This is a genomic window from Curtobacterium sp. CFBP9011 (assembly GCF_034045095.1).
GTDB lineage: Bacteria > Actinomycetota > Actinomycetes > Actinomycetales > Microbacteriaceae > Curtobacterium.
In genome coordinates this window covers 117,527-139,413 of the sequence record NZ_JAXCWN010000002.1, presented here as the reverse complement: position 1 = coordinate 139,413, position 21,887 = coordinate 117,527, and the positions used below count along the sequence as shown (strand labels likewise).

General features: G+C 72.4%; 22 protein-coding genes. 12 read left to right on the top strand and 10 right to left on the bottom strand.

The window, feature by feature from the left end; genetic code table 11:
- Nucleotides 1-28: 28 nt before the first annotated feature.
- Nucleotides 29-1,693 (top strand): ABC-F family ATP-binding cassette domain-containing protein, encoded by a 1,665-nt coding sequence (locus SOM35_RS04935; protein WP_320514601.1) that lies wholly within the window; start codon nucleotides 29-31, stop codon nucleotides 1,691-1,693.
- Between the two features lie 67 nt (nucleotides 1,694-1,760).
- On the top strand, nucleotides 1,761-2,240 hold the full coding sequence (locus SOM35_RS04930) for a tetratricopeptide repeat protein (protein WP_253467915.1): 480 nt from the start codon (nucleotides 1,761-1,763) through the stop codon (nucleotides 2,238-2,240).
- Nucleotides 2,241-2,258: 18 nt separating this feature from the next.
- Here the strand turns inward: SOM35_RS04930 and SOM35_RS04925 are convergent, their stop codons facing one another.
- Nucleotides 2,259-2,861: a TetR/AcrR family transcriptional regulator gene (locus SOM35_RS04925; RefSeq protein ID WP_320514600.1), complete on the bottom strand. Its 603-nt coding sequence runs from the start codon at nucleotides 2,859-2,861 to the stop codon at nucleotides 2,259-2,261.
- A gap of 105 nt (nucleotides 2,862-2,966) precedes the next feature.
- Here SOM35_RS04925 and SOM35_RS04920 point away from each other — a divergent pair, with 105 nt between their 5' ends.
- Genes SOM35_RS04920 through SOM35_RS04910 form a run of 3 tightly spaced genes read left to right on the top strand, consistent with a single transcriptional unit; the run spans nucleotide 2,967 to nucleotide 5,328 of the window.
- Complete coding sequence (locus tag SOM35_RS04920; RefSeq protein ID WP_320514599.1) at nucleotides 2,967-3,917, top strand: alpha/beta hydrolase family protein; 951 nt, start codon at nucleotides 2,967-2,969, stop codon at nucleotides 3,915-3,917.
- Nucleotides 3,918-3,952: 35 nt separating this feature from the next.
- The gene (locus SOM35_RS04915) at nucleotides 3,953-4,708 is read left to right on the top strand and encodes a DUF998 domain-containing protein (protein WP_320514598.1); all 756 of its coding nucleotides are present in this window, start codon (nucleotides 3,953-3,955) and stop codon (nucleotides 4,706-4,708) included.
- Nucleotides 4,705-5,328 carry a TetR/AcrR family transcriptional regulator gene (locus tag SOM35_RS04910; protein WP_320514597.1) on the top strand — a complete coding sequence of 208 codons (624 nt, stop codon included), beginning with the start codon at nucleotides 4,705-4,707 and terminating at the stop codon, nucleotides 5,326-5,328. The genes SOM35_RS04915 and SOM35_RS04910 overlap by 4 nt, the downstream gene beginning before the upstream one ends.
- A 21-nt stretch (nucleotides 5,329-5,349) precedes the next feature.
- On the opposite strand, the gene SOM35_RS04905 is transcribed toward SOM35_RS04910, so the two are convergent.
- Both SOM35_RS04905 and SOM35_RS04900 read right to left on the bottom strand, forming a co-directional pair.
- Nucleotides 5,350-5,886, bottom strand: coding sequence for a gluconokinase (locus tag SOM35_RS04905; RefSeq protein WP_320514596.1), 537 nt, complete (start codon nucleotides 5,884-5,886; stop codon nucleotides 5,350-5,352).
- Nucleotides 5,883-7,400 carry a GntP family permease gene (locus tag SOM35_RS04900; RefSeq protein ID WP_320514595.1) on the bottom strand — a complete coding sequence of 506 codons (1,518 nt, stop codon included), beginning with the start codon at nucleotides 7,398-7,400 and terminating at the stop codon, nucleotides 5,883-5,885. The genes SOM35_RS04905 and SOM35_RS04900 overlap by 4 nt, the downstream gene beginning before the upstream one ends.
- A gap of 218 nt (nucleotides 7,401-7,618) precedes the next feature.
- On the opposite strand from SOM35_RS04900, the gene SOM35_RS04895 reads away from it, so the two are divergent.
- Nucleotides 7,619-8,317: a FadR/GntR family transcriptional regulator gene (locus SOM35_RS04895; protein WP_320514594.1), complete on the top strand. Its 699-nt coding sequence runs from the start codon at nucleotides 7,619-7,621 to the stop codon at nucleotides 8,315-8,317.
- A gap of 24 nt (nucleotides 8,318-8,341) precedes the next feature.
- Here the strand turns inward: SOM35_RS04895 and SOM35_RS04890 are convergent, their stop codons facing one another.
- The 5 genes from SOM35_RS04890 to SOM35_RS04870 form a co-directional block, all read right to left on the bottom strand.
- Entirely contained in the window at nucleotides 8,342-8,950 is a 609-nt protein-coding gene (locus SOM35_RS04890) for a GNAT family N-acetyltransferase (RefSeq protein WP_111073660.1), read from the bottom strand.
- 23 nt (nucleotides 8,951-8,973) lie between these two features.
- The gene (locus SOM35_RS04885) at nucleotides 8,974-9,660 is read right to left on the bottom strand and encodes a uracil-DNA glycosylase (protein WP_320514593.1); all 687 of its coding nucleotides are present in this window, start codon (nucleotides 9,658-9,660) and stop codon (nucleotides 8,974-8,976) included.
- Between the two features lie 2 nt (nucleotides 9,661-9,662).
- Nucleotides 9,663-10,382 (bottom strand): Type 1 glutamine amidotransferase-like domain-containing protein, encoded by a 720-nt coding sequence (locus SOM35_RS04880; RefSeq protein WP_320514592.1) that lies wholly within the window; start codon nucleotides 10,380-10,382, stop codon nucleotides 9,663-9,665.
- Nucleotides 10,379-10,909 (bottom strand): phosphoribosyltransferase, encoded by a 531-nt coding sequence (locus tag SOM35_RS04875; protein ID WP_181432864.1) that lies wholly within the window; start codon nucleotides 10,907-10,909, stop codon nucleotides 10,379-10,381. Before SOM35_RS04875 ends, SOM35_RS04880 begins: the two co-directional genes overlap by 4 nt.
- 99 nt (nucleotides 10,910-11,008) lie before the next feature.
- Entirely contained in the window at nucleotides 11,009-11,785 is a 777-nt protein-coding gene (locus SOM35_RS04870) for an SDR family oxidoreductase (RefSeq protein ID WP_320514591.1), read from the bottom strand.
- An 86-nt stretch (nucleotides 11,786-11,871) separates the two neighbouring features.
- On the opposite strand from SOM35_RS04870, the gene SOM35_RS04865 reads away from it, so the two are divergent.
- Complete coding sequence (locus SOM35_RS04865) at nucleotides 11,872-12,963, top strand: acyltransferase family protein (protein ID WP_320514590.1); 1,092 nt, start codon at nucleotides 11,872-11,874, stop codon at nucleotides 12,961-12,963.
- Between the two features lie 44 nt (nucleotides 12,964-13,007).
- Here SOM35_RS04865 and SOM35_RS17390 read toward each other — a convergent pair whose 3' ends face one another.
- Nucleotides 13,008-13,301, bottom strand: coding sequence for a DivIVA domain-containing protein (locus SOM35_RS17390; RefSeq protein ID WP_414648551.1), 294 nt, complete (start codon nucleotides 13,299-13,301; stop codon nucleotides 13,008-13,010).
- A 207-nt stretch (nucleotides 13,302-13,508) separates the two neighbouring features.
- Between SOM35_RS17390 and SOM35_RS04850 the strand changes: the two genes are divergently transcribed.
- The 5 genes from SOM35_RS04850 to SOM35_RS04830 all read left to right on the top strand — a co-directional run bounded on the left by SOM35_RS04850 (nucleotide 13,509) and on the right by SOM35_RS04830 (nucleotide 19,680).
- A complete protein-coding gene (locus tag SOM35_RS04850; RefSeq protein WP_320514589.1) occupies nucleotides 13,509-14,840 on the top strand; it encodes a bifunctional o-acetylhomoserine/o-acetylserine sulfhydrylase in 1,332 nt (443 codons plus the stop codon).
- Between the two features lie 172 nt (nucleotides 14,841-15,012).
- Nucleotides 15,013-16,212 (top strand): homoserine O-acetyltransferase MetX, encoded by a 1,200-nt coding sequence (metX, locus tag SOM35_RS04845; protein WP_320514588.1) that lies wholly within the window; start codon nucleotides 15,013-15,015, stop codon nucleotides 16,210-16,212.
- 182 nt (nucleotides 16,213-16,394) lie between these two features.
- Nucleotides 16,395-17,552 (top strand): sensor histidine kinase, encoded by a 1,158-nt coding sequence (locus SOM35_RS04840; RefSeq protein ID WP_320514587.1) that lies wholly within the window; start codon nucleotides 16,395-16,397, stop codon nucleotides 17,550-17,552.
- Nucleotides 17,549-18,865, top strand: coding sequence for a hypothetical protein (locus tag SOM35_RS04835; protein WP_111073669.1), 1,317 nt, complete (start codon nucleotides 17,549-17,551; stop codon nucleotides 18,863-18,865). Before SOM35_RS04840 ends, SOM35_RS04835 begins: the two co-directional genes overlap by 4 nt.
- Nucleotides 18,866-19,008: 143 nt before the next feature.
- Nucleotides 19,009-19,680 carry a response regulator transcription factor gene (locus SOM35_RS04830; protein ID WP_166778742.1) on the top strand — a complete coding sequence of 224 codons (672 nt, stop codon included), beginning with the start codon at nucleotides 19,009-19,011 and terminating at the stop codon, nucleotides 19,678-19,680.
- Nucleotides 19,681-19,881: 201 nt separating this feature from the next.
- Here the strand turns inward: SOM35_RS04830 and SOM35_RS04825 are convergent, their stop codons facing one another.
- Nucleotides 19,882-21,150 (bottom strand): MFS transporter, encoded by a 1,269-nt coding sequence (locus tag SOM35_RS04825; protein ID WP_320514586.1) that lies wholly within the window; start codon nucleotides 21,148-21,150, stop codon nucleotides 19,882-19,884.
- Nucleotides 21,151-21,887 lie beyond the last annotated feature (737 nt).

Here is a 21,887-nt window from a genome sequence, read left to right as displayed (position 1 = left end):
CGGCCCGGCGAGGTGGGACGATGTGGGGATGACCGCCACGCTCGTCGCCAAGGGGCTCGCCGGCGGCTACGCCGCCCGCACGCTGTTCGACTCCCTCGACCTCACGGTCGCGCCCGGTGACGTGATCGGCGTCGTCGGCGTGAACGGCGCCGGCAAGTCGACCCTGCTGCGCCTGCTGGCCGGGGTCGACGAGCCGCTCGCCGGCACCGTGTCGCTGTCCCCGACGGACGCGTTCGTCGGCTGGCTGCCGCAGGAGCACGAGCGGGTGGCCGGCGAGACGGTCGCCGGGTACGTCGCCCGCCGGACCGGGTGTGCCGAGGCGGCGACGGAGATGGACGCGACGGCCCTGGCCCTCGGCGAGCCGGACGCCGGCGACGCCGCCGCGGACCGCTACTCGACGGCGCTCGAGCGGTGGCTGGCCTCGGGAGCCGCCGACCTCGACGAGCGGATGCCGGTGGTGCTCGCCGACCTCGGCCTGACCCTCGACGCACCCGACGGCTCGGTCACCGCGGACTCACTCATGACGTCGCTGTCCGGTGGTCAGGCGGCCCGTGTGGGGCTCGCGGCGCTGCTGCTCTCACGCTTCGACATCGTGCTGCTCGACGAGCCGACGAACGACCTGGACCTGGACGGGCTGGACCGGCTCGAGGACTTCGTGCGCGGCCTCCGCGGCGGTGTCGTGCTGGTCAGCCACGACCGCGAGTTCCTGGCGCGCTCGGTGACGGCGGTCCTCGAACTCGACCTGGCGCAGTCCTCGAACCGCCTGTTCGGTGGCGGGTACGACGCGTACCTCGAGGAACGCGAGATCGCCCGCCAGCACAAGCGCGACGCCTACGACGACTTCGCGGCGACGAAGGCCGACCTGGTTTCGCGTGCCCGGACCCAGCGCGAGTGGTCCAGCCAGGGTGTGCGCAACGCGATGAAGAAGGCGCCGGACAACGACAAGATCCGCCGCAAGGCCGCGAGCGAGTCGAGCGAGAAGCAGGCGCAGAAAGTCCGGCAGATGGAGTCGCGGATCGCCCGACTGGACGAGGTCGAGGAACCCCGCAAGGAGTGGCAGCTCGAGTTCACGATCGGCCAGGCGCCGCGGTCCTCCGCCGTCGTCGCGACGCTGTCCGACGCCCGGTACGAGCAGGGCGACTTCACGCTCGGCCCGGTGTCGCTGCAGGTGAACGGCGGCGACCGGATCGGCATCACGGGCCCGAACGGCGCCGGCAAGTCGACGCTGCTGCGGGCGCTGCTCGGGCGGCAGGAACCGACGAGCGGCACCGCGTCGATCGGGTCGAGCGTCGCCGTGGGCGAGGTCGACCAGGCCCGCTCGCTGTTCACGGGTGCGGAGCCGCTCGCGGCGGTGTTCGAGGGGCTGGTCCCCGAGATGACGACGGCGGACGTCCGCACCCTGCTGGCGAAGTTCGGGCTGAAGGCCGACCACGTGGGACGCGCCGCCGGTGAGCTCTCGCCCGGTGAGCGCACCCGGGCCGGACTGGCGCTCCTGCAGGCCCGCGGGGTGAACGTGCTCGTGCTCGACGAGCCGACGAACCACCTGGACCTCACCGCGATCGAACAGCTGGAGCAGGCGCTCGAGACGTACGAGGGGACCCTGCTGCTGGTGACCCACGACCGGCGGATGCTCGACACCGTGCAGCTCGACCGGCAGTGGCGTGTCGAGGCCGGGCGGGTCACCGAGGCCTGACGGGGCACCGAAGGCTGACGGGCCAACGGTCCGGGATCGGGGCGCCCCCTAAGCTGGCGCGGTGGACATGACGGAGTGGCAGCAGCACGTCGACGCTCTCTGGGCCGACCCCGACGCCGACGGCGAACAGCGGATCGTCCGGATGCGGGAGCTGGCCGACGCCGCACCGCACCCGGCGCTCGGGGCCTTCGAGCTCGGCGGTGCGTACGACTCCGGCGGGCACGAGGTCGAGGCCGACGTCGAGTACAGCCGGGCCACCGCGGAGGGGCTGGGGACGGTCGACCCGATCCGTGCCGCTCAGATGGTGATCCAGCACGCGTCGACGCTCCGTAACCTGGGCCGGGTCGAGGACGCGATCACGATGCTCCGCGCAGCCCCCGCCCACCCGTCGATCGGCGACGCTCCGGCGGTGTTCCTCGCGCTCGCCCTGCACAGTGCCGGGCGGAGCGACGAGGCGCTGCGGCTGGCCGTCGAGACGATCGAACCGGCCCTGCCGCGGTACAACCGGTCGGTGCGCGCCTACGCGGCAGCACTCACCGAGGACTGAGCGCCGGGAGCGCGGTGCTCACTCGCCCGGGACACCGACGAGCGCACCGGACACGTACACCTGGACCGCCCGCTCGACGTCGAAGTCCGGGTCGTCCGCTGTCCCGATGCACAGGTTCCCGACACCGCGGAGCAGTTCGTAGCCGGTGATCCCCGCGCTGGTCGCCCGCCCCGGCACGGCGCTCCGCGCGGCGGTCAGCAGGTCCGTGCACACCGGCACGAGCCGGTCGACGAAGTACCGGTGCAGCGCATCCGTCGCGACGCCGTCACCGTGCATGGCGACGGGCAGTCCGTGCTTGGTGACCAGGAAGTCGACGAAGAGCCCGACCCACTGCCGCAGTGCCGCATCCGGGTCGGATGCCTCGGACAGGAGGCGCGGGCCGGCCTCCGCGCACGCCTCCACCTGATGCCGGTAGACGGCGAGCACGAGGTCGGCCCGAGTGGGGAAGTGCCGGTAGACGGTGCCCACGCCGACCCCGGCCTCCGTCGCGACGGCACGCACCGGAGCGTCGACGCCGGAGCGGACGAAGACCCGGGCGGCGGCCTCGAGCAGGGTCTCCTGGTTCCGGCGCGCGTCGCTGCGCTGTACGGGGTCGGACGCGGCGGAACCGGGCTCGGACATGGCCACTCCTCGATGGTCGTTGCAAGTGGAACAGCGTTCCGGTACTGTCCGGAACACCGCTCCGTTTCATCGTACGGCAGCGGACGCCCCTGCGGAAGGAACACCGTGCCCACCTCGACCACCCCCGCCCTGGACCACCTGCTCGGCGACGGCGCGCCCGTCGTCTCCGTCGCGCCCGTCACCCTCGACGCACCGGGCCGCCCGCTCCCCCTGCAGGTCCGCGTGTCCGCCCCGGCGACCGGCACCGACCTGCCCGTCGTGCTCTTCTCGCACGGCAACGGCCAGCACCTCGACGCGTACGCACCCCTCGTCTCGTTCTGGGCGGCGCACGGGTTCGTCGTGTTGCAGCCGACGCACCTCGACTCGCGCCGCAACGGCATCGGGTTCGACCACCCGCTCTTCCCGACGATCTGGTCCGAGCGCACCACCGACCTGGTCCGCGTGCTCGACCAGCTCGACGCCGTCGAGGCCGCCCTGCCCGGGCTGTCCGGCCGCGTCGACCGCAGCCGGATCGCCGCCGCCGGGCACTCCTGGGGTGGCCAGAGCGTGCAGAGCCTGCTCGGCGCGCGGGTCCTCGACGACGACGGACAGCCCGGCGAGGACCGACGGGAGGCCCGGATCACCGCCGGCGTCCTGCTCGCGGCCACCGGCGTGGCCGGCGACGACCTCGTCCCGTTCGCGGCCGAGCACTTCCCGTTCATGCGGCCGTCCTTCGCCGAACTGACCACCCCGACGCTCGTCGTGGCCGGCGACCAGGACCAGTCGCGGATGTCGACCCGCGGCCCGGACTGGTTCACCGACGCTTACACGCAGAGCCCCGGCGCCACCGACCTGCTCGTCCTCCACGGTGGGGAGCACGGCCTCGGCGGGATCTCGGGCTACGAGGCCGCCGAGACCACCGACGAGGACCCGGAGCGCGTCGCCCTGGTGCAGCGCCTGACCACGGCGTACCTGCGCTCGGCACTCGATGCCGGTGACGACGCGTGGGAGCGGGCCCGGGCCTCCCTGCCGACGGGTCCGGACGCGTCGGCGACGATCGCACACCGGGGTCGGTGACCACCGCCTGACACCAACCGACTAGATTGGTCGGTATGCGACCAAGACAGTCTGCCCTTGCTGCTTCCTGCTGGATCGGTGCGGCAGCGCTCTACCTGGTCGCCGAGGCCGTCAGTGCCAGTACGTTCCCGGGGTACTCGTACGCGACGAACTACATCAGCGACCTCGGCGTGCCGGACGTGGAGGTGTTCCAGGGACGGGCGATCGACTCACCGCTCCACCTGCTCATGAACACCGCCTTCGTGCTGCACGGCGTGCTGTTCGTCGTGGCCGCGCTGGCCGCCCGGAACCTGGCGGTCGGGAGCCTGGCTCCGGGACGACCAGCCGCGCGGCGGTGGTTCATCGTCCTGGCGGTGGCGCACGGCGTCGGCATCGTGCTGGTCGGCCTCTTCCACGGCAGCCAGGCCTCGGTCGACAACGGCCTCGTGGTCCTGCACGTCCTCGGGGCCGCTGTGGCGATCATCGCGGGCAACACCGCGGCCGTCGTCGCCGGTGTCGCGCTGCTCCGGCGCACCCCGGAGCAGCACGGCCGCGGGACTCGATGGGTGGGCGCGCTGAGCATCGTGCTCGGGGCGGTCGGTCTGGTCGGCCTGGTGATGCTCGTGGTCGATCCGGCCTGGACCGCCGTCGACCTGCTGCCCGATGGGGTCTGGGAACGGGTCGCGGTGTACGCGATCCTCGCCTGGGAGCTCCTCGCCGGGGTCGCAGTGATCCGCGCCGCCGGCTTGCGTAGAGCAGCCCACCTGCACGCCGACACGAACGGTCGACGCGCTGAACGGTCCGCAGCGTGACCGGCGGCGACCGGACCCCCGCGGCCGGAGCGGTCCCGACGTCGCGGATCCGCCCGACCGCCGCTGAGATCGACGAGGCGGTCCTGGACGTCACCGCCGGGCTGCTCGCCCGCCGCGGGGTCCGTGACACGTCGGTGCAGGCGGTCGCGGACGCCACCGGGTACTCGAAGACCGGTCTGCTCGGCCGGTTCCCGACCAAGGAGCAACTCGTCGCCGCCGCACTCGACCAGTGCGTCCGGCTCACCCGCGACGTGCACGAGCGGGTCGACGACGTCACCGCACCCCGCGACCGAGACGCCGCAGCGGTGGCCGGCCTGGTCGACCTCGCACTGCGTCGCCGCGGATGGGCCGAACTCGTGCTGGCCTCGGTGCCGCCGGTCGCCGACGCGACCCTCGAACCGGCACTCGGGGACGTCTTCACCCTGGTGTCCGACCTGTTCCGGATCCATGTCGACACCGACCTGCTGCGCCGCGCACGGGTGACCGGGATGCTCGGCGCACTCGTGGTCCTCGCGCTGACCCACGAGCGGGAGACGACCGCCGAGGTCGCCCACCCACTCGTCGTCGCGGTGTGCTGGGCGACGCTCGGACACGAGGGAGCCGTTCCCCCGGTTCCGTGACCCACCGACCGCGTCGGCCTTTCAGTCCCGAGGCAGCCCCAGCAGTGCCAGGACCTCGGCGGCCTCCTCGGCCGGGGTCCGGTCGGCGGCGACGGTGACGTGCGCCTCGTCCGGCTGCGGCGGCTCGAGCGTCGCCAGCTGCGACTGCAGCAGCGAGGTCGGCATGAAGTGCCCGGACCGCGCGGACATCCGTTTCTCGAGCAGCGCCCGGTCACCGGCGACGTGCACGAACACCACCCCGGAGGCCCGCAGCACGTCCCGGTAGGACCGCTTCAGTGCCGAGCAGGTCACGACCCCGTTCGTCCCGGCCTGCAGGTGGCCACGGATCCACCCCGCGACGACGTCGAGCCACGGCCAGCGGTCCTCGTCGGTCAGGGGTGTGCCGGCGTGCATCTTGTCGACGTTCGCCGCGGGGTGCATGGCGTCCCCCTCGGCGAACGCCCACCCGAGCTGCTCGGCGACCATCGCGGCGACGGTGGACTTGCCGGACCCGGAGACGCCCATCACCACGAGGACACGGGCGTCGACCGGTTCGCCGCCGGCGTGCGCGGTGCTCATCGGATGAAGATCCCGGCGACCAGGACGCCGACCAGCCCGGTGACCGAGATCAGGCACTCGAGCACCGTCCACGACTTGAACGTCTGCCCCACCGTCGTGTTGAGGTACCCCTTCACCAACCAGAACCCGGCGTCGTTGACGTGCGACAGGAACACCGACCCGGCACCGATCGCGAGCACGAGCAGCGAGGTCATCGGCGACGACAGGTCGTGCGCGATCGGGGCCATGATCCCGGCCGCCGTGACGGTCGCGACGGTAGCCGACCCGGTGGCGACGCGGACGAGCGCGGCGACCACCCAGGCGACGAGGAGCACCGAGATGCCGGAGTCCTTCACCGCGTCCGCGATCACACCACCGATGCCCGTGTCGATGAGCACCTGCTTGAACCCACCACCGGCACCGACGATGAGCAGCACCCCGGCGACCGGCGGCAGCGCGCTCTCGAGCGACTTCGCGACCGCGGACCGGTCCATGCCGCCGCCGATCGCGAAGAACACCATCGCGTAGACGGTGGCGATGCCGATCGCGATCATCGGCGTCCCGAGGAAGTCGAGCACGCCGACCCAGGCACCGCCTGCGTCGGGGGCGGCGGCCTCGCGCACCGCCTGCGCGAGCATGAGCACGACGGGCAGCAGGATGCCGACCAGCGCGACGGCGAACGACGGGCTGCGCGGCTCGCTGATCACCCGGGTGAAGTCGCTCTTGCCGTTGGGCAGGGAGGCGGTGTCCTGCGTGGCGGGGCCGCGGCGGGCCTCCCGGCCGGGGTGTGCGGGGTCCTCGCCGCGGGAGCCGAAGATGTCCGGCACGGGGATGTCGACCCAGCGCGCCGCGAAGCGGGCGAAGACCGGGCCTGCCAGGACGATGACGGGGATGGCGAGCACGATGCCGAACGCCAGGGTCGTGCCGAGGTCGGCGCCCACCGTCGAGACCGCGACGAGCGGGCCGGGGTGCGGCGGGACGAACGCGTGCATGGTCGACAGGCCGGCGAGTGCGGGGATGGCGATCTTCATGATCGGGACGTCGCTGCGCTTGGCGACCAGGACGATGATCGGGATGAGCAGGACCAGGCCCACCTCGAAGAACATCGGCAGGCCGATCAGTGCGCCGATGAGGGCCATCGTCCAGGGCAGCGCTGCGGCCGAGGACCGGCGCACCAGGGTGTCGACGACGCGGTCGGCGGCACCGGAGTCGACCAGCAGCTTGCCGAACATGGAGCCGAGGCCGACCAGGATGCCGACGCTCGTCATGGTGGCGCCGAAGCCGTCGCCGAAGCTCGTCACCGCCTTCTCCGGGGCGAGGCCGGCACCGATGCCGACGCCGAGCGCGCCGATCGTCAGCGCGACGAAGGGGTGCACCTTGAGCCAGGTGATGAGGGTGATGATCACCACGATGCCGACGAGGGCGGCGATGACGAGTTGCGGGATCGGTCCGGACGGGTCGACCGTCTCGGTGCCCGCGGCGAGCACGTGGCCCGAGGCGAGCTGGTGCACTGCGGTGGTCTGGAGGTGAGGCATCTGCGCCCCTTCCTGGAGCAGCTCCTGCGCTGCTGCCGTCCTGCTGCTGGTGCCGGGCCGACCGGGGTGCTGATCCCACCCGCGATCACTCCTGCAATAATCTGATTAATCAGACTACATCGTCGTCGTCCGCGCGCCACCCGGACCTGGGCGCAGTCTGCCGCTGCAATGGACACCGCGTCACACATCCGCGTGACCAGGACCGTCGAGGAGGAACGATGCCGACACCCGGCGGCCTGCACGCCCACGTGCTCGACACGCTCGGTCAGCGCATCGTCGACGGCACCCTCGCCCCCGGCACGGTGCTGCGGCCCGACGACGTCGTCGACGAGTTCGGCGTCTCGCGGTCGGTCGTCCGCGAGGCACTGCGCGTCCTGCAGTCGCTCGGACTGGTCGAACCGCGGCAGCGCGTCGGGACGCAGGTGCAGCCGTCGACCAGGTGGGAGCTCCTGGCACCGTCGGTGATCCGGTGGCGCGGGGCCTCGGGCGCGTACTTCACCCAGCAGCGCGAGCTGCTCGAGCTCCGCCTGGGCATCGAGCCGGTCGCCGCTTGGCTGACCGCCGACCACGGTGGTGCGGCGGCCGACGCGGTGCTGGCCGCCGCCGAGGACATGGTCGCCGCCGCGGCCGCCGGCGACGGACGCGCCTACCTCGACGCCGACGTCCGCTTCCACCGCGCCCTGCTCACCGGGTCCGGCAACACCGTCTTCGCCCACTTCGCGGGCACCGTCGAGGCCCTGCTCCGCACCCGGACGAGCGAGTCACGCGACACGATCACCGGGTGGACGGCCGAGGCAGCAGCCCGGCACGCGGCCGTCGGTCGGGCGGTCGTCGACCGGGAGGCACGGGTCGCCTCCGACGCGACGGCGGACCTGGTGCGCACCACGCGGGACGAGTTCGTCGCCGAGGCCGGCTGACCGTCGGCTGGCCGGCCGGTCTCGTCAACGGCCGCCGAAGAGCGGCTTGCGGGTGGTCCGCAGCCGCAGCCGCATGGTGACCGTGCCGAGCCACCGGTCGTACTTGTAGCCGACGCGCCCCATCCGCCCGACCTCCTCGAAGCCGAGTCGCTCGTGCAACCGGATCGAGGCGTCCGCGGACCGGTCGGCGATCACCGCGATCACCTCGCGCACCCCGACGGTCCGGCAGGCGTCGAGCAGCGCCTCCATCAGCGCCCGCCCGAGCCCCTTGCCACCGGCCGCGGCACCGAGGTAGATCGAGTCCTCGACCACCCGGTTCGACCGGTCTCGGATGTTCCACGGCTCGACGAGGGCGTACCCGAGCACCTGGCCGGACGGGTTCTCCGCGACCAGGAACGGCAGCTTGCGGCGCTGGACCTCGTCGAACCGCTTCTTCCAGGCGGCGAAGGTGAACGCCGCCGCGTCGAAGGTCACCGACGAGTTCCGCACGTAGTGGGTGTGGATCTCGCGGACCTCGGGCAGGTCGGCGGCGGTGGCGGGACGGATCGCGTAGGCGAACCCCGACTCGACCGGCGCCGGGGCACGCAGGTGCCGCGGCAGCACCCGCCGCTGCTGGTATTCCTCCTCGAGCACGACCCGAGCCTACGGGAGGCCCGTCACACCTCGGTCGGCAGTGTCCAGTCGACGGGGTCCGCGCCCTGGGCCACCAGCAGGTCGTTGACGGCCGAGAACGGTCGGCTGCCGAAGAACCCGCGTGAGGCGCTGAGCGGGCTCGGGTGCGCCGACGCCACGACCGGGGTGTCGCCGAGGAGTGGGCGGACCGACGCGGCCTGGGCACCCCAGAGCACCGCGACGAGCGGACGGTCGCGGGCGACGAGCGCCTCGACGGCCCGCTCGGTGACGGCTTCCCAGCCCTTGCCGCGGTGGCTGGCGGGCTCGCCGACGCCGACGGTGAGGACCCGGTTGAGCAGCAGCACGCCCTGCTCGGACCAGGCACGCAGGTCGCCGTGCGGGGGCGGCATGACGCCGAGGTCGTCGTGGAGTTCGCGGTAGACGTTCTGCAGGCTGCGCGGCACCGGGCGGACGTGCGGGTCGACGGCGAAGGACAGCCCGATCGGGTGCCCGGGCGTCGGGTAGGGGTCCTGTCCGACGACGAGCACCCTCACCCGGTCGAACGGGTCCTCGAAGGCGCGGAGCACGGCGGGACCGGCGGGCAGGTACGGTCGCCCGGCGTCGGTCTCGGCTCGGAGCCAGGCCCCGATCCGGTGGACGTCGTCCTCGACGGGCGCGAGGGCAGCCGCCCACCCCGGGTCGACCAGGTCGGCGAGGGGCTTCGGCTGCACGCTCAGGCGCCCATGGTGGCGACCGAGACGGACTCGTCGCCCGCCACCACCCGCCAGACGCTGCCGGTCCCCCGGACCTCGAGCGCGCCTTCGCCGACGACGAGCGTGGTGTCCTCGTCGATGGCCAGGCCCGCGGTGACGAACTCGGCCTCGGCCGCGGCGACGAGCCGGGCGAGGGTGCCGGCCTGGACCGCGTGGACGTCGATCGTCAGGTCGACGAGTCCCAGCCCCTCGCGGAGCTCGACCTCGTCGAGGCCCTCGGACGCGGACTCGGGGCAGACCTCGACGCCACCGATGCGGAAGCCGCCGACCAGGGCGCGGTCCGCGGCGATCATCGCGCCGGCGGAGTAGCCGAGGTAGGGCAGCCCGTCGGAGACGAGCAGGCGGATCTGGTCGACCAGCGGGGCGACGGCGTCCAGGTAGTCGGGGGTCCGGCCACCGTTCACGACCAGGGCGTCGACGTCGCTGAGGACCGTGGTGTCGAAGACCCCGCCCGCGGCGACCTCGGTGACCAGGACCTCGGCGGCACGGGACCCGCCGAGCACCTCGGCGATTTCGGCGGTCGAGGACGGCGAGGACCCGTCGGCGCCGGCGACGGAGAGCAGTGCGATGCGCGGCACGGTCCGCCCGACGGCGGCGGAGCGTGCAGTGGCCTCGGCGGTGAAGGCCGCGGCGGCGTCCGCGGCGACGAAGGGACCGCCGCCGACCAGGTGGATGCTCACGACTCGGCCGTCACCGGGGCGAGGGCGCTCCACGGGAACGTGATCCAGCCGTCGACGCGACGCCAGACGTGGTCCGGCTCGAGGACGGTGCCGGGCTTGGAGTACAGGCACGCGCTGCGGACGTCGGCTCCAGCGGTGCGGATGATGTCGACGACCAGGGCCAGGGTGCGGCCGGAGTCGGACACGTCGTCGACGACCAGGACCCGCTTGCCGGCGAGGCTCGGGGCGTCGAGGGCCGGCGCGAGGACGACGGGCTCCTCCAGGCGCTGCTCGACGTCGGTGTAGAACTCGACGTTGATCGAGCCGCACTCCTTGGTGCCGAGGGCGTAGGCCACGGCACCGGCGATGATGAGCCCGCCGCGGGCGACGGCCACGACGACCTCGGGCTCGAAGCCGGCGGACAGGACGTCCTTCGCGAGCAACCGGGCGGCGTCGCCGAACTCGAGCCAGCCGAGCACCTCCGGTCCGCTCGTCACGGTCACGGTCGACGAGGCGGGAGACTCCGCGGGTTCGCTGCTGATCGGCATCCGCCCACGGTACCGGCAGGGATGCTCCGCCCGCGACCCGCGATGCCCACCCGGGCGCTGCGCCACCCGGACGCTGCCGGGTCGGCGCGCTCTCGGTCGCTACGCCTTCGGGGTCAGCGGTCCGCGCGCGAGCTTGTGCTGCGCCGACTGCGCCACCGGTCGGACGGTCACCAGGTCCAGGTTGACGTGCGCCGGCAGTTCGACGGCGTGCACGATCGCCTCGGCCACGTCGTCGGCGACCAGCGGTGCCTCCACCCCGTCGTAGACCGCGGCAGCCGCGTCGCTGTCCCCGCCGAACCGCACGAGTGCGAACTCGTCGGTCTTCACCATGCCGGGGGCGATCTCGACGACGCGGATCGGTTCGCCGTTGAGCTCGAGTCGGAGCACCCCGACCAGGGCGTGCTCGGCGTGCTTCGCGGCGACGTAGCCGCCGCCGTTCTCGTAGGCGACGAAGCCCGCGGTGCTCGTGACGGTGACCACGTCGGCGCCACCGACCTCGGCCGCTCGTCGGCGGAGCGCCGGCAGGAGGGCCGCGGTGACGCGCTTCGTGCCGAGCACGTTGACCTCGAACATCGCCCGCCAGTCGTCGACGTCGCCGTGCTCGACCGAGGCCGACCCGAACGCTCCCCCGGCGTTGTTGACGAGCACGTCGACACCGCCGAGTTCGTCGATCCGTGCGGCGAGCGCCGTCACGTCGGCGTCGTCCGTGACGTCGACGACCAGGGTGTCCGCGCCGCTCTCTGCGGCGAGCGCCTCGAGCCGGTCGGCGCGGCGAGCCACGGCGAGGACGTCCCAGCCGTGCTGGCGGAACAGGCGGACGGTGGCGGCGCCGATGCCCGAGCTGGCTCCGGTGACGACGGCTCGACGTGTGCTCATGGTGCTCCTCGTGGACGGGCGACGGTGGCGGCGCGGAGGCCACGCTACCGACACGGGGGTGGCCGCCGGACGGTAACGTGCGGAGGATGACGACGGACGCCGCCCCTCCCGCGCCCTCTGCCCCGGCCGGGGCGCTCGATCCGGGTCGACTGCAGCGGCGCATCCCGATGTGGGACACGGCCAGGTTCCTGGCGGTGACGCTGGTGGTGATCGGGCACGCGATCCAGCGGCAGACCACGGGCAGTGAGCACGCGTTGGCGCTGTACACGTTCATCTACGCGTTCCACATGCCGGCGTTCGGGGTGATCAGCGGGTACTTCTCGTCGGCGGACACCCCGACGGCGAAGCGGATGCGGCGGACGTTCACGGACATCGTGGTGCCGTACATCATCATGCAGACGATCTGGACCGTGGTGCAGGCGGTGGTGGAGGGCGGCAAGGAGTTCAACCCGACGAAGCCGACGTGGACGCTGTGGTTCCTGTTGGCGCTGGGGATCTTCCGGCTGATCCTGCCGTACCTGGTGCAGCTGCGGTGGCCGCTGGTGTGGGCGGTGGTGCTGAGCATCGGTGTGGGCTACTTCGACAACGTGGACTCGACGCTGTCCCTGGGTCGGGCGATCAGCCTGTTGCCGTTCTTCCTGCTCGGCTGGCAGGTGAAGCAGTGGGGGCTGTTCGACCGCTGGTACGAGGCGTCTCGTCGCACGGTGGTGCGGGTGCGGGTCGCTGCGGGAGCGGTCTTCGCGGGGTGGGCGGTGTCGTGTGCGCTGTGGATCCCGCAGTTCAAGGAGTTCGACCTGCACCACTGGTTCTTCTACGACGACTCGTACTCGGGCCTCGGTGAGGATGCCTGGTGGGCCGGGGCGGTCCGGTTCGGCCTGATGCTGCTGGCGACGCTGCTGACGGCGTCGTTCCTGGTGCTGGTCCCCCGGCGGACCGTCTGGCTGACGCAGTTCGGTGCGGCGACGATGTACGTGTACCTGCTGCACACGTTCCTGCTCTACCCGATCCGCGAGTCCGGCGTGCTGGCGGGTGAGCACTCGGCGTGGCCGTTCGTGCTGCTGATGGTGCTGGTGGCGTGCGCGGTGAGCCTGTTCCTGGCGCAGCCGTTCGTGCGACGCGGGATGCGGTGGCTGCTCGAGCCGAAGGTCGACTGGCTGTTCCGCCGCGATCCGGCCTAGTCGCACCGGGTACTCGTCGCGCCGGGTACTCTTCTCGCCGAGTCCTAGTCGCGGCCGAGTCGGCGGAGTTCGTTGACGACGTCGTCGAGGAAGTCGTCGACCTGGTCCTGGTCGTAGCCTTCGCGCCACTTGGTCGACCGGAAACGGGCACTCTTCACGTCTGCTGCGCGGAGGGCCTTGGCGGTCGCCAGGGGGCCGGTGGTCGGGACCGGGCTGCCCTCGACCACGGTCAGGGTCACCTGGATCCGTGCGAGCAGGTCGTCGACCTCCTGCTGGTCGTACCCGTTCCGGAACTTCGTCGGCATGAACCGCTTGTCCGCCACGTCCTGTGCGCGCATGTCGTCCCCCTCGGTCGGCGTCGGTGCCCCTCGATCCTGGCACGGGTCGGTCGTCGTCGCGTTACGTCTGACGACGCTCGCGCTGGTGCCCGCCCGGCCGTCTGCGTACCGTGACGGTCGACGCACAGGTGCGGCGGTCCTCCCGGCCGGCGCGCATGTCGATGCACGTGTCGACCCGACGGACACGGTGACGGACAGGAGATCCCGATGACCACGAACGACGCAGCCGCCTGGCGGTTCGAGACCACGCAGGTGCACGCGGGTGCCGCACCGGACCCGACGACGGGTGCCCGGGCGACGCCGATCTACAAGACGACGTCCTACGTGTTCGAGAACTCGGACCACGCGCGTGACCTGTTCGCGCTCGCGCAGCCGGGCAACATCTACTCGCGGATCATGAACCCGACGAACGACGTCGTGGAGCAGCGCATCGCGGCGCTGGAGGGCGGCACCGGGGCGTTGCTCGTGTCGAGCGGCCAGGCGGCGGAGACCTACGCGGTGCTCAACATCGCGGGGGCCGGCGACCACATCGTCTCGTCGTCGTCGATCTACGGCGGCACGTACAACCTGTTCAAGTACACGCTGGCGAAGCTCGGCATCGAGACGACGTTCGTCGAGGACCAGGACGACCCGGCGGAGTGGCGTCGCGCGGTCCGTCCGAACACGAAGCTGTTCTTCGCCGAGACCATCGGCAACCCGCGCATCAACGTGCTGGACATCGAGACCGTCGCCGGCATCGCGCACGAGTCCGGGGTCCCCCTGGTCGTCGACAACACGATCGCGACGCCGTACCTGATCCGGCCGTTCGAGCACGGCGCGGACATCGTGGTGCACTCCGCGACGAAGTTCCTCGGCGGGCACGGCACGGTCATCGGCGGCCTCATCGTCGACGGCGGCACCTTCGCCTGGTCCGAGCACGCCGAGCGGTTCCCGGAGTTCAGCACACCGGACCCCTCGTACCACGGGGCGGTGTTCTCGCAGGCCGTCGGGGACGGACTGGCGTACATCACGAAGGCCCGGGTCCAGCTGCTCCGTGACCTGGGTGCGTCGAACTCACCGGACACGGCGTTCGCGCTCCTGCAGGGCATCGAGACGCTGAGCCTCCGGATCGAACGGCACGTGTCGAACGCGCAGGAGATCGCGGAGTGGCTCGACCGGCACCCGGACGTCGCCACGGTGGCGTACGCGGGACTGCCGACGAGCCCGTGGTACCCGGCGGCGACGAAGTACGCGCCGCGTGGTGTCGGGGCGGTGCTGTCCTTCGAGCTCAAGGGCGGTGTCGACGCCGGCCGTGCCCTGGTCGACGAACTGCAGCTGTTCTCGCACCTGGCGAACATCGGCGACGTCCGCTCGCTCGTGATCCACCCGGCCTCCACGACCCACTCGCAGCTGACGCCGGAGCAGCAGCTCACCACCGGGGTCACGCCGGGGCTCGTGCGCCTCTCGGTCGGCATCGAGAACGTCGAGGACCTCAAGGCCGACCTCGAGGCCGGGCTCACCGCGGCCCGCGCCGTCGCCCAGGCGGGCCAGCGCGCCTGACCCGCCACGCGCCTCCTGGCTGACGCACTCGCGGAACGCAACCCGGGCGGCTCCTCGCAGCGGTACTCCGTTGCGGCGAGTCGCCCGGGTTGCGTTCTGCGGGGGCGCCCCCTGCAGGAGGCGACGTAACACGGCGGCGGGAGGGCGCGCCTGCCGCGAGAATGGACGCACGATGGACTGGCAGACGACCCCCGAGGACTCCGTGCCGTCCACGATGGTGCCCGGCGCCGAACTCGGCACCCTCGGCAAGCCGCCCGTCACCGGCGCCTGGCGGCCCGGCGACCCGCCCGGCGCCCGACGGTTCGAGACCCTCGGCGAGCAGTTCGTCCGGGGCGGCCGCATCCCGTCCGTCCGGGTCGCCTACGAGACCTGGGGCACGCTCTCCCCCGCCGCGGACAACGCGGTGTTGGTGTTCCACGCCCTGACCGGTGACTCGCACGTCGCCGGCCCGCCAGGGCCCGGACACCGGACCGCCGGCTGGTGGGGCGACGTCGTCGGCCCGGGCCGCGCGATCGACACCGACCGGTGGTTCGTCGTCGCCCCGAACATGCTCGGCGGCTGCCAGGGCACGACCGGTCCGTCCTCGCTGTCGCCCGACGGGGTCGAGTGGGGTTCCCGGTTCCCGTTCGTCACGATCCGCGACCAGGTCGCCACGCAGCTGCGCCTGGCCGACCGGCTCGGCATCGACCGGTTCGCCGCCGTCGTCGGCGGGTCGATGGGCGGCATGCACGCCCTGGAGGCGGCGATCACCGCCCCGGATCGCGTCGCCCGACTCGCGGTGCTGGCGAGCACCGCGCAGACCACCGCCGACCAGATCGCCGCGAACTCCCTGCAGCGGGCCGCGATCCAGATGGACCCGGGCTACGCCGGCGGTGACCACCACGACGCCGAGCCCGGCGAGGGCCCGCACCGCGGCCTGGCACTCGCGCGACGGATGGCGATGATGACGTACCGCGCGTCGGACGAGCTCAACGGCCGGTTCGCCCGCTCATGGCAGAGCGACGTGTCCCCGCTCGGTGACGACGGACGGTTCTCGGTCGAGAGCTACCTCGACTTCCACGGCAACAAGTTCACCCGGCGCTTCGACGCGGCCTCGTACGTGGCGCTCACCCAGGCGATGGACTCCCACGACGTCGGTGCCGGGCGTGGCGGAGTGGCTGCCGCGCTGGCCCGGGTCACCGCGCGGACCCTCGTCGTCGGGGTGTCCAGCGACCGGTTGTTCCCCGTCGAGGACCAGCACCGGATCGCCGCCGGGGTGCCCGACACGCTGGACGGCGACCACGCCGCGGTGATCACGAGCGAGTTCGGCCACGACGGCTTCCTCATCGAACACGAGGCCGTCGGGGCGCACCTGCGGCGTCTGCTCGACTGAGCGGGGGGCAAGCCGGTCCCCGGAAGACGGGACAACCGCAGACCGATCCGTCGACCCCCGCGCGCCGAAGACCCCACGACGGGTGTCGCCCGTGGAATGATGCAGAGTGCACGGTCTCGACCAGTGCTCGGTTCCCCGAGAACCAACCAGCTCTCCCGAACCAGGAACAGCCAGGACCAACGATGGAACTCCTCGCACAGGAACGCGACCGCCTCCTCCGGTCGACGACCCGTGTCGTGGGCATCGTCTGCGCGCTCGTCAGCGTCGTGGGCGTGGCCACGTCCCTCGCCGTGCCCGTGCTGCCGCTCATCGCCGGGTTCGCCTGCATCGCCGCCATGGTCGGCGCCCTCGTCGCGTTCGGCACCAACGGGTCCACCTGGTGGACGGCCGTCACCGTCGCCGGCGGACTCGGCGCCGTCACCGTCCTCACCGCAGCCGTCGCCCCCGACGACCGCGGTGTCATCGCCAGCGCCCTCGTCCCGCTCGCCGGCGGCGGGCTCGCCTCGCTCCTGATGGCGCAGCGCGGCCACCGCGTCGGACTCGGCCTGGCCGCCGGCGCCGGGGTCGTCTCGCTCGTGCTGATGAGCTGGGCCAGCGGCACCGTCCTCTCCGCCCCGGTCAGCGGCGTCCTGCTCGGCTGGGTCCTCATCGCGGTCATCGCCGTCTGGATCAGCCGGAGCATCCCCCGCGTCGCCCGCCGCATCTACAGCATCGGCACCGCCCACCGCGCCGAACGCCAGGCCAGCGAGACCGAGGCGCAGCGCCGCCAGGGCGCCCGGCTGCTGCACGACACGGTGCTCGCCACCCTCACCCTGCTGGCCCACTCCGGCGTCGGCGTCTCCGAGCACGCGATGCGGGAGCAGGCCGCCGAAGACGCCCGGCTGCTCCGCCACCTCCGCCTCGGTGCCACTCCGCAGCCGCAGCAGTCCGGCGACTACTCGCTCACCCGGACCGAGGAGTCGCCGCTCGGCCAGACGCTCGAGTCCGTCAAGCAGCGCTTCGGCCGGATGGGCCTCGAGGTCGCCTGGCACGGCACCGGGCAGGTGCTGCTGCCGAAGAACGTGCTCGACGCATTCCTGCTGGCGCTCGGCGAGTGCCTGGAGAACGTCCGCCGCCACGCCGGAGTCCCCGAGGCGCACGTCACGATCGTGCACGACGAGGCGATGGTCCGCGCGATGGTCACCGACTCCGGCGTCGGCTTCGAACTCGACACCGTCAGCGCCGAACGGCTCGGCTTCAAGGAGAGCGTCGTGAACCGCCTCCGCGAGGTCGGGGGCGACGCCCGCCTGTTCTCCGCCCCCGGTGCCGGCACCACCGTCGTCCTGGAGGCACCCCGATGAGCGGCGTCCCGGAGGACACCATGAGCCGCGGCCTCCCCGGCGAGCAGACCGCACCGCGCACCCGCCGGGAGGCCCGCGAACGCTACCGGGGCACCGAACGTCGACAGGCGCGCGGCCTCCCCTCCACCTCGACCGGCGCCCGCTCGCTCCGGCAGGCGGCCCAGCCCGGCGCCTCGCTCGGAGCCGGCCACCTGGGACTCGGCGCCGCCGTGCTCACCGGACTGGAGGCGCTCGGCGGGATCGTCTTCTTCCTCGTGCACTGGGACGACTACACGAACCCCTGGATGACGGCCACCGCCTGGGCGCTGTTCGTGGTCGCCGCGAGCTGCGTCCTGGCCACCGTCCTCACCTACGGCGAACGCCTGACCGGTGTGGCGTTCGGGTTGATCTGCGTCGTCCTCGCCTGCATCGTCACGCTCGACTTCATCGGCATCTGGCCGGAGCACGACGTCGGCCACTTCGCCACCGCGTCGATGGCCGCAGGCTTCGCGCTCCTGCCGATCACGACCCTCCGGCCGGCCCGCGAGGTGATCGCCGCCATCGTCGCCCTGGGCCTGGCGTTCGTCGTCTACGCCGCGGTCTCCACCCCGCTGACGACCGAGACCCTGCCCGGCATCGTCACGATGCTCGCGGTCACCGTCGTCCCGCCGTCCGTGGCCCTGTTCGTCGTGCACCGCTTCCGGCAGCTCGTGCAGCGCGAACTCGACCGGGTGCTCGTACAGAGCAACGTCGGCGCCCCGCAGTTCGCCGTCGGGATGCTCGCCTCGGACGAACTCGCCCGCCTGGACCTGGCCGCCGAGAAGCTCCTCGACGCCGTCGCGAACGGCTCCGACCCGCTGCCGTTGTCCGACGCGTCCGCCTCGGTCGCCGCGTCCCTCGCCACCGAACTGCGCCTGCACCTCATCGAGGGCCGCCGCGAGACCTGGCTGTACCACGCGATCACGGAGTCCGACAACCTCGGCCGCTCCGTCGCCGTCACCGACCCGAGCGCCCTCGCCGGACACCTGACCCCCGCCCAGCGCGACGGTCTGCTCCAGGCGCTGTGGCAGATGGTCGGCGACGGCCGCACCCAGCAGCCCGGCGTGCCCGTCGTCTCGGTCACCCTCGGCCCCGTCGGCAGCGACGGCCACCCCGTCACCGACGACACCATGGACGTGCCCGTCGTCATCGAGTCGCGCGGGGTCCCCCGCCGTCGCCTCGGCCCGGCCGCGTGGACCGCCCTGCAGCGCATCGGCCCGTACACCGACAGCGTCCGCGAGGGCGTGCTGCACGTCACGGCGCACTGCGTCGTCAACCGGCACCCGCAGATGTGACGCACCACGAGCCTCCCGGCAGCGACGCCCCGACGGACGCGAGTGCCGCTACCGGACACCATGGCCAGCCTCCCCGAACCGGACCGACGATCCTCCTAGGATCAGCAGGCCCGGGACGGACCCACCAGAAAGGACCCTCGCGCATGGCGACTCCAGCAGAACCGATCAGACTCGCACTCGTCGACGACCACCGGATGCTGCTCAGCGCCCTGACCGAGTGGATCCGGGGCGCCGCGGACGACATCGCGATGGTCACCGCGGTCACCACCTGGCCGGAGCTGCTCACCAGCCCGGCCTTCCCCGTCGACGTCGTGCTGCTCGACCTCGACCTCAAGGACTCGATCCCGGTGTCGCTGAAGATCTCGACGCTGAAGACCGCCGGCGTGAAGACCGTCGTGATGAGCACCTACTCCGAGCCGAACGTGGTCCGTGAGGCCCTGGGCGCCGGTGCGCTCGGCTACCTCGTCAAGAGCGAGGACGCGGCCATGATCGTCGAGGCGATCCGCGCGGCGCAGCGCGGCGAGCAGTACGTTTCTGCCGAACTCGACCTGGCCATCAACAGCGGCGACGTCGGCGGGGTGCCGAAGCTCAGCGCGCAGGAGCGTCGCGTGATGGCGCTGTACGGCGGTGGCGAGCCGGTGAAGAGCGTCGCCTACCAGCTCGGCATCTCCGAGGAGACCGCGAAGAGCTACCTCAAGCGCATCCGCGAGAAGTACCGGGTCGCCGGGTTCGACGTCGGCACGAAGGTGGCGCTGCGGAAGCGTGCGATCACCGACGGGATCATCGTCCAGGACGGTTCCCCGCACGGGTTGTAGGGGCCGGGCTGGCTGGCTGGCAGCCCGTCTCGAGGTCGCACACCACGCCGCTCAGGTCTGACCTGGGCGGCGTGTTCTGCGACCTGGGCGTGACGCCGACGGCACGTCGCGCGACCTCGGGGGCGCCCCGACGGTGCGGTCAGCGTGCGACGGGCGCGTCGGCCGGCCGGGAGGCCCGGGGCCGCGTCCGCCAGGCGGGTGTCAGTGCGAGGACACGGACTCGCGGATCGGGCCGGTGCTGGCTCTCGCGGTCCGGACCGCCGCTGCGCGTCGGTTCGTGCGGTTCTCCACCGCGTAGCTGATCACCGCGACGACGACACCGAGCATCGCCAGGCCGATGCCGAGCCAGCCCGGGGCGACGAACCCGAACCCGGCCGCGATGACCGCGCCACCGAGGGCCGCGCCGAGGGAGTTGCCGAGGTTGAACGCCGAGTGGTTCAGCGCCGCCGCGATCGTCCGGGCGTCACCGGCGACGTCCATCAGGCGGGACTGCACGGCCGGCGGGATGGCGGACGACGTGGCACCGAGCAGGAACGCGCCGATGAAGAGCCCGGTGACCCACTGCGCGGTGAGGACGGTCACGAGCAGTGCCCCGACCAGCGCGAAGAGCCCGACGAAGATGGTGGCCTTGACGCTGCGGTCGGCCAGGAACCCGCCGAGCAGCCCGCCGACGACCATGCCGAGCCCGACCACGACGAGCACCAGCGGCACGGCCGACTCCGACAGCCCGGTGACGTTCTGCACGAGCGGCGAGATGTACGAGTAGACGGCGAAGAACCCGCCGAAGCCGACCGCACCCAGGCTCATCACGATCCAGACCTGCGGCACCCGGAAGGCGCGGAGCTCTCGGCCGATGGTCGCGTGCACGTCACGTCCGCTGCGGGGCACGAAGAACGAGACGGCGAAGAAGGTCAGGACGAACAGCGCGGCGACGACCCCGTAGGCGATCCGCCAGCTGGCGACCTGCCCGATCCAGGTGACGGCCGGCACACCGACGACGTTCGCGACGGACAGACCGAGGAGCACGAGGGCGATGCCCTTGCCGCGCTTGCCCGGCCCCATGATGTCGCCGGCGACGATGGAGGCGATGCCGAAGTAGGCACCGTGCGGCAGGCCGGCGACGAAGCGGGCGACGAGCACCAGGCCGAACGAGGGCAGCACCGCGCTGGCGACCGTGGCGACCGCGAACCCGACGAGCAGCACCATGAGCAGGCCCTTGCGCGGGAACTTCGCCGACATCGCGGCGATCGTCGGAGCGCCGACGACGACACCGAGGGCGTAGGCGCTGACGAGCCAGCCGGCGTGGGCGACCCCGCCGTCGGGGTCAGCGGCGTACTGGCCGGGCAGCAGGGCCTCGGCGATGTTCGGCAGCAGTCCCATCGCGACGAACTCGGTGGTGCCGATGGCGAAGCCACCCAGCGCGAGGGCGAGGATGGCGAGCGTTCGGCGGGCCGGCGTGAGCTGGGACATGGGACCTGTTCTCGTGCCGGAGCACGGTGGGACGGGCGGGGTGGGTGCCAGCACGGTGTCGGCGAGCACGGGCAGGACGGGTGCCGGATCAGTGTAGACCGCTCCAACACGGCGGTGGAAGGGCCGGGCCGAATCGATTCGACCTGGCGCCGAGCGCATCGCCGACACAACGACGAACGCGGCCGTACCGACCGGGATTCCCGATCGGTACGGCCGCGTCCACGGGATGCGGGCCGTCGGCCGCACACCGATCAGGCTGCGCGCTGCTCCGACGTCCGCTGCGGGCGCCGAACCGACGTGCCGGACGTCGTCCGCGCCTCCGGCAGTTCGTCGCGGTGCACCCATCCGGTGCCGCACTCCGCGCAGCTGGCCCAGGCGTGCTGGCCGTCGTGGGAGACGTCGATCACGGCCGAGGGGAGGTCACAGTCCGGGCACCATCCGTCGTGCATCATGAGCGGGCTCCTTCCGTCGTGGGTGTCGATGCTCGTGCACCGGCTGATGGACCCAGCACACACCCGACCGCCGACATCGTCGGAACGTCGGCGGCGTGTCGGGCGGGTGCACTCCGGCCGCAGGCGGGCCGTTCCTCGCCGTCACGGATCGGTCCTCGGGGCACGGTGTCGTCACGGCTGCGTTACATTCAGGGGAACACGCCGCTTTCCATGGGGGAACACAACGGTGACTGCACCAACAGACCTGTCGGCATCCGCATCGCCCGACCGCACGGACGGCTCCGC

Excerpts from the sequence above, each read along its gene's own strand:
- SOM35_RS04835 (WP_111073669.1), top strand. The coding sequence starts at position 17,549 with ATGAGCGGCGTCCCGGAGGACACCATGAGCCGCGGCCTCCCCGGCGAG.
- metX (WP_320514588.1), top strand. The coding sequence starts at position 15,013 with ATGGACTGGCAGACGACCCCCGAGGACTCCGTGCCGTCCACGATGGTG.
- SOM35_RS04875 (WP_181432864.1), bottom strand. The coding sequence starts at position 10,909 with ATGCCGATCAGCAGCGAACCCGCGGAGTCTCCCGCCTCGTCGACCGTG.
- SOM35_RS04925 (WP_320514600.1), bottom strand. The coding sequence starts at position 2,861 with ATGTCCGAGCCCGGTTCCGCCGCGTCCGACCCCGTACAGCGCAGCGAC.
- SOM35_RS04930 (WP_253467915.1), top strand. The coding sequence starts at position 1,761 with ATGACGGAGTGGCAGCAGCACGTCGACGCTCTCTGGGCCGACCCCGAC.
- SOM35_RS17390 (WP_414648551.1), bottom strand. The coding sequence starts at position 13,301 with ATGCGCGCACAGGACGTGGCGGACAAGCGGTTCATGCCGACGAAGTTC.
- SOM35_RS04840 (WP_320514587.1), top strand. The coding sequence starts at position 16,395 with ATGGAACTCCTCGCACAGGAACGCGACCGCCTCCTCCGGTCGACGACC.
- SOM35_RS04850 (WP_320514589.1), top strand. The coding sequence starts at position 13,509 with ATGACCACGAACGACGCAGCCGCCTGGCGGTTCGAGACCACGCAGGTG.
- SOM35_RS04915 (WP_320514598.1), top strand. The coding sequence starts at position 3,953 with ATGCGACCAAGACAGTCTGCCCTTGCTGCTTCCTGCTGGATCGGTGCG.
- SOM35_RS04870 (WP_320514591.1), bottom strand. The coding sequence starts at position 11,785 with ATGAGCACACGTCGAGCCGTCGTCACCGGAGCCAGCTCGGGCATCGGC.
- SOM35_RS04830 (WP_166778742.1), top strand. The coding sequence starts at position 19,009 with ATGGCGACTCCAGCAGAACCGATCAGACTCGCACTCGTCGACGACCAC.
- SOM35_RS04900 (WP_320514595.1), bottom strand. The coding sequence starts at position 7,400 with ATGCCTCACCTCCAGACCACCGCAGTGCACCAGCTCGCCTCGGGCCAC.
- SOM35_RS04825 (WP_320514586.1), bottom strand. The coding sequence starts at position 21,150 with ATGTCCCAGCTCACGCCGGCCCGCCGAACGCTCGCCATCCTCGCCCTC.
- SOM35_RS04905 (WP_320514596.1), bottom strand. The coding sequence starts at position 5,886 with ATGAGCACCGCGCACGCCGGCGGCGAACCGGTCGACGCCCGTGTCCTC.
- SOM35_RS04895 (WP_320514594.1), top strand. The coding sequence starts at position 7,619 with ATGCCGACACCCGGCGGCCTGCACGCCCACGTGCTCGACACGCTCGGT.
- SOM35_RS04935 (WP_320514601.1), top strand. The coding sequence starts at position 29 with ATGACCGCCACGCTCGTCGCCAAGGGGCTCGCCGGCGGCTACGCCGCC.
- SOM35_RS04865 (WP_320514590.1), top strand. The coding sequence starts at position 11,872 with ATGACGACGGACGCCGCCCCTCCCGCGCCCTCTGCCCCGGCCGGGGCG.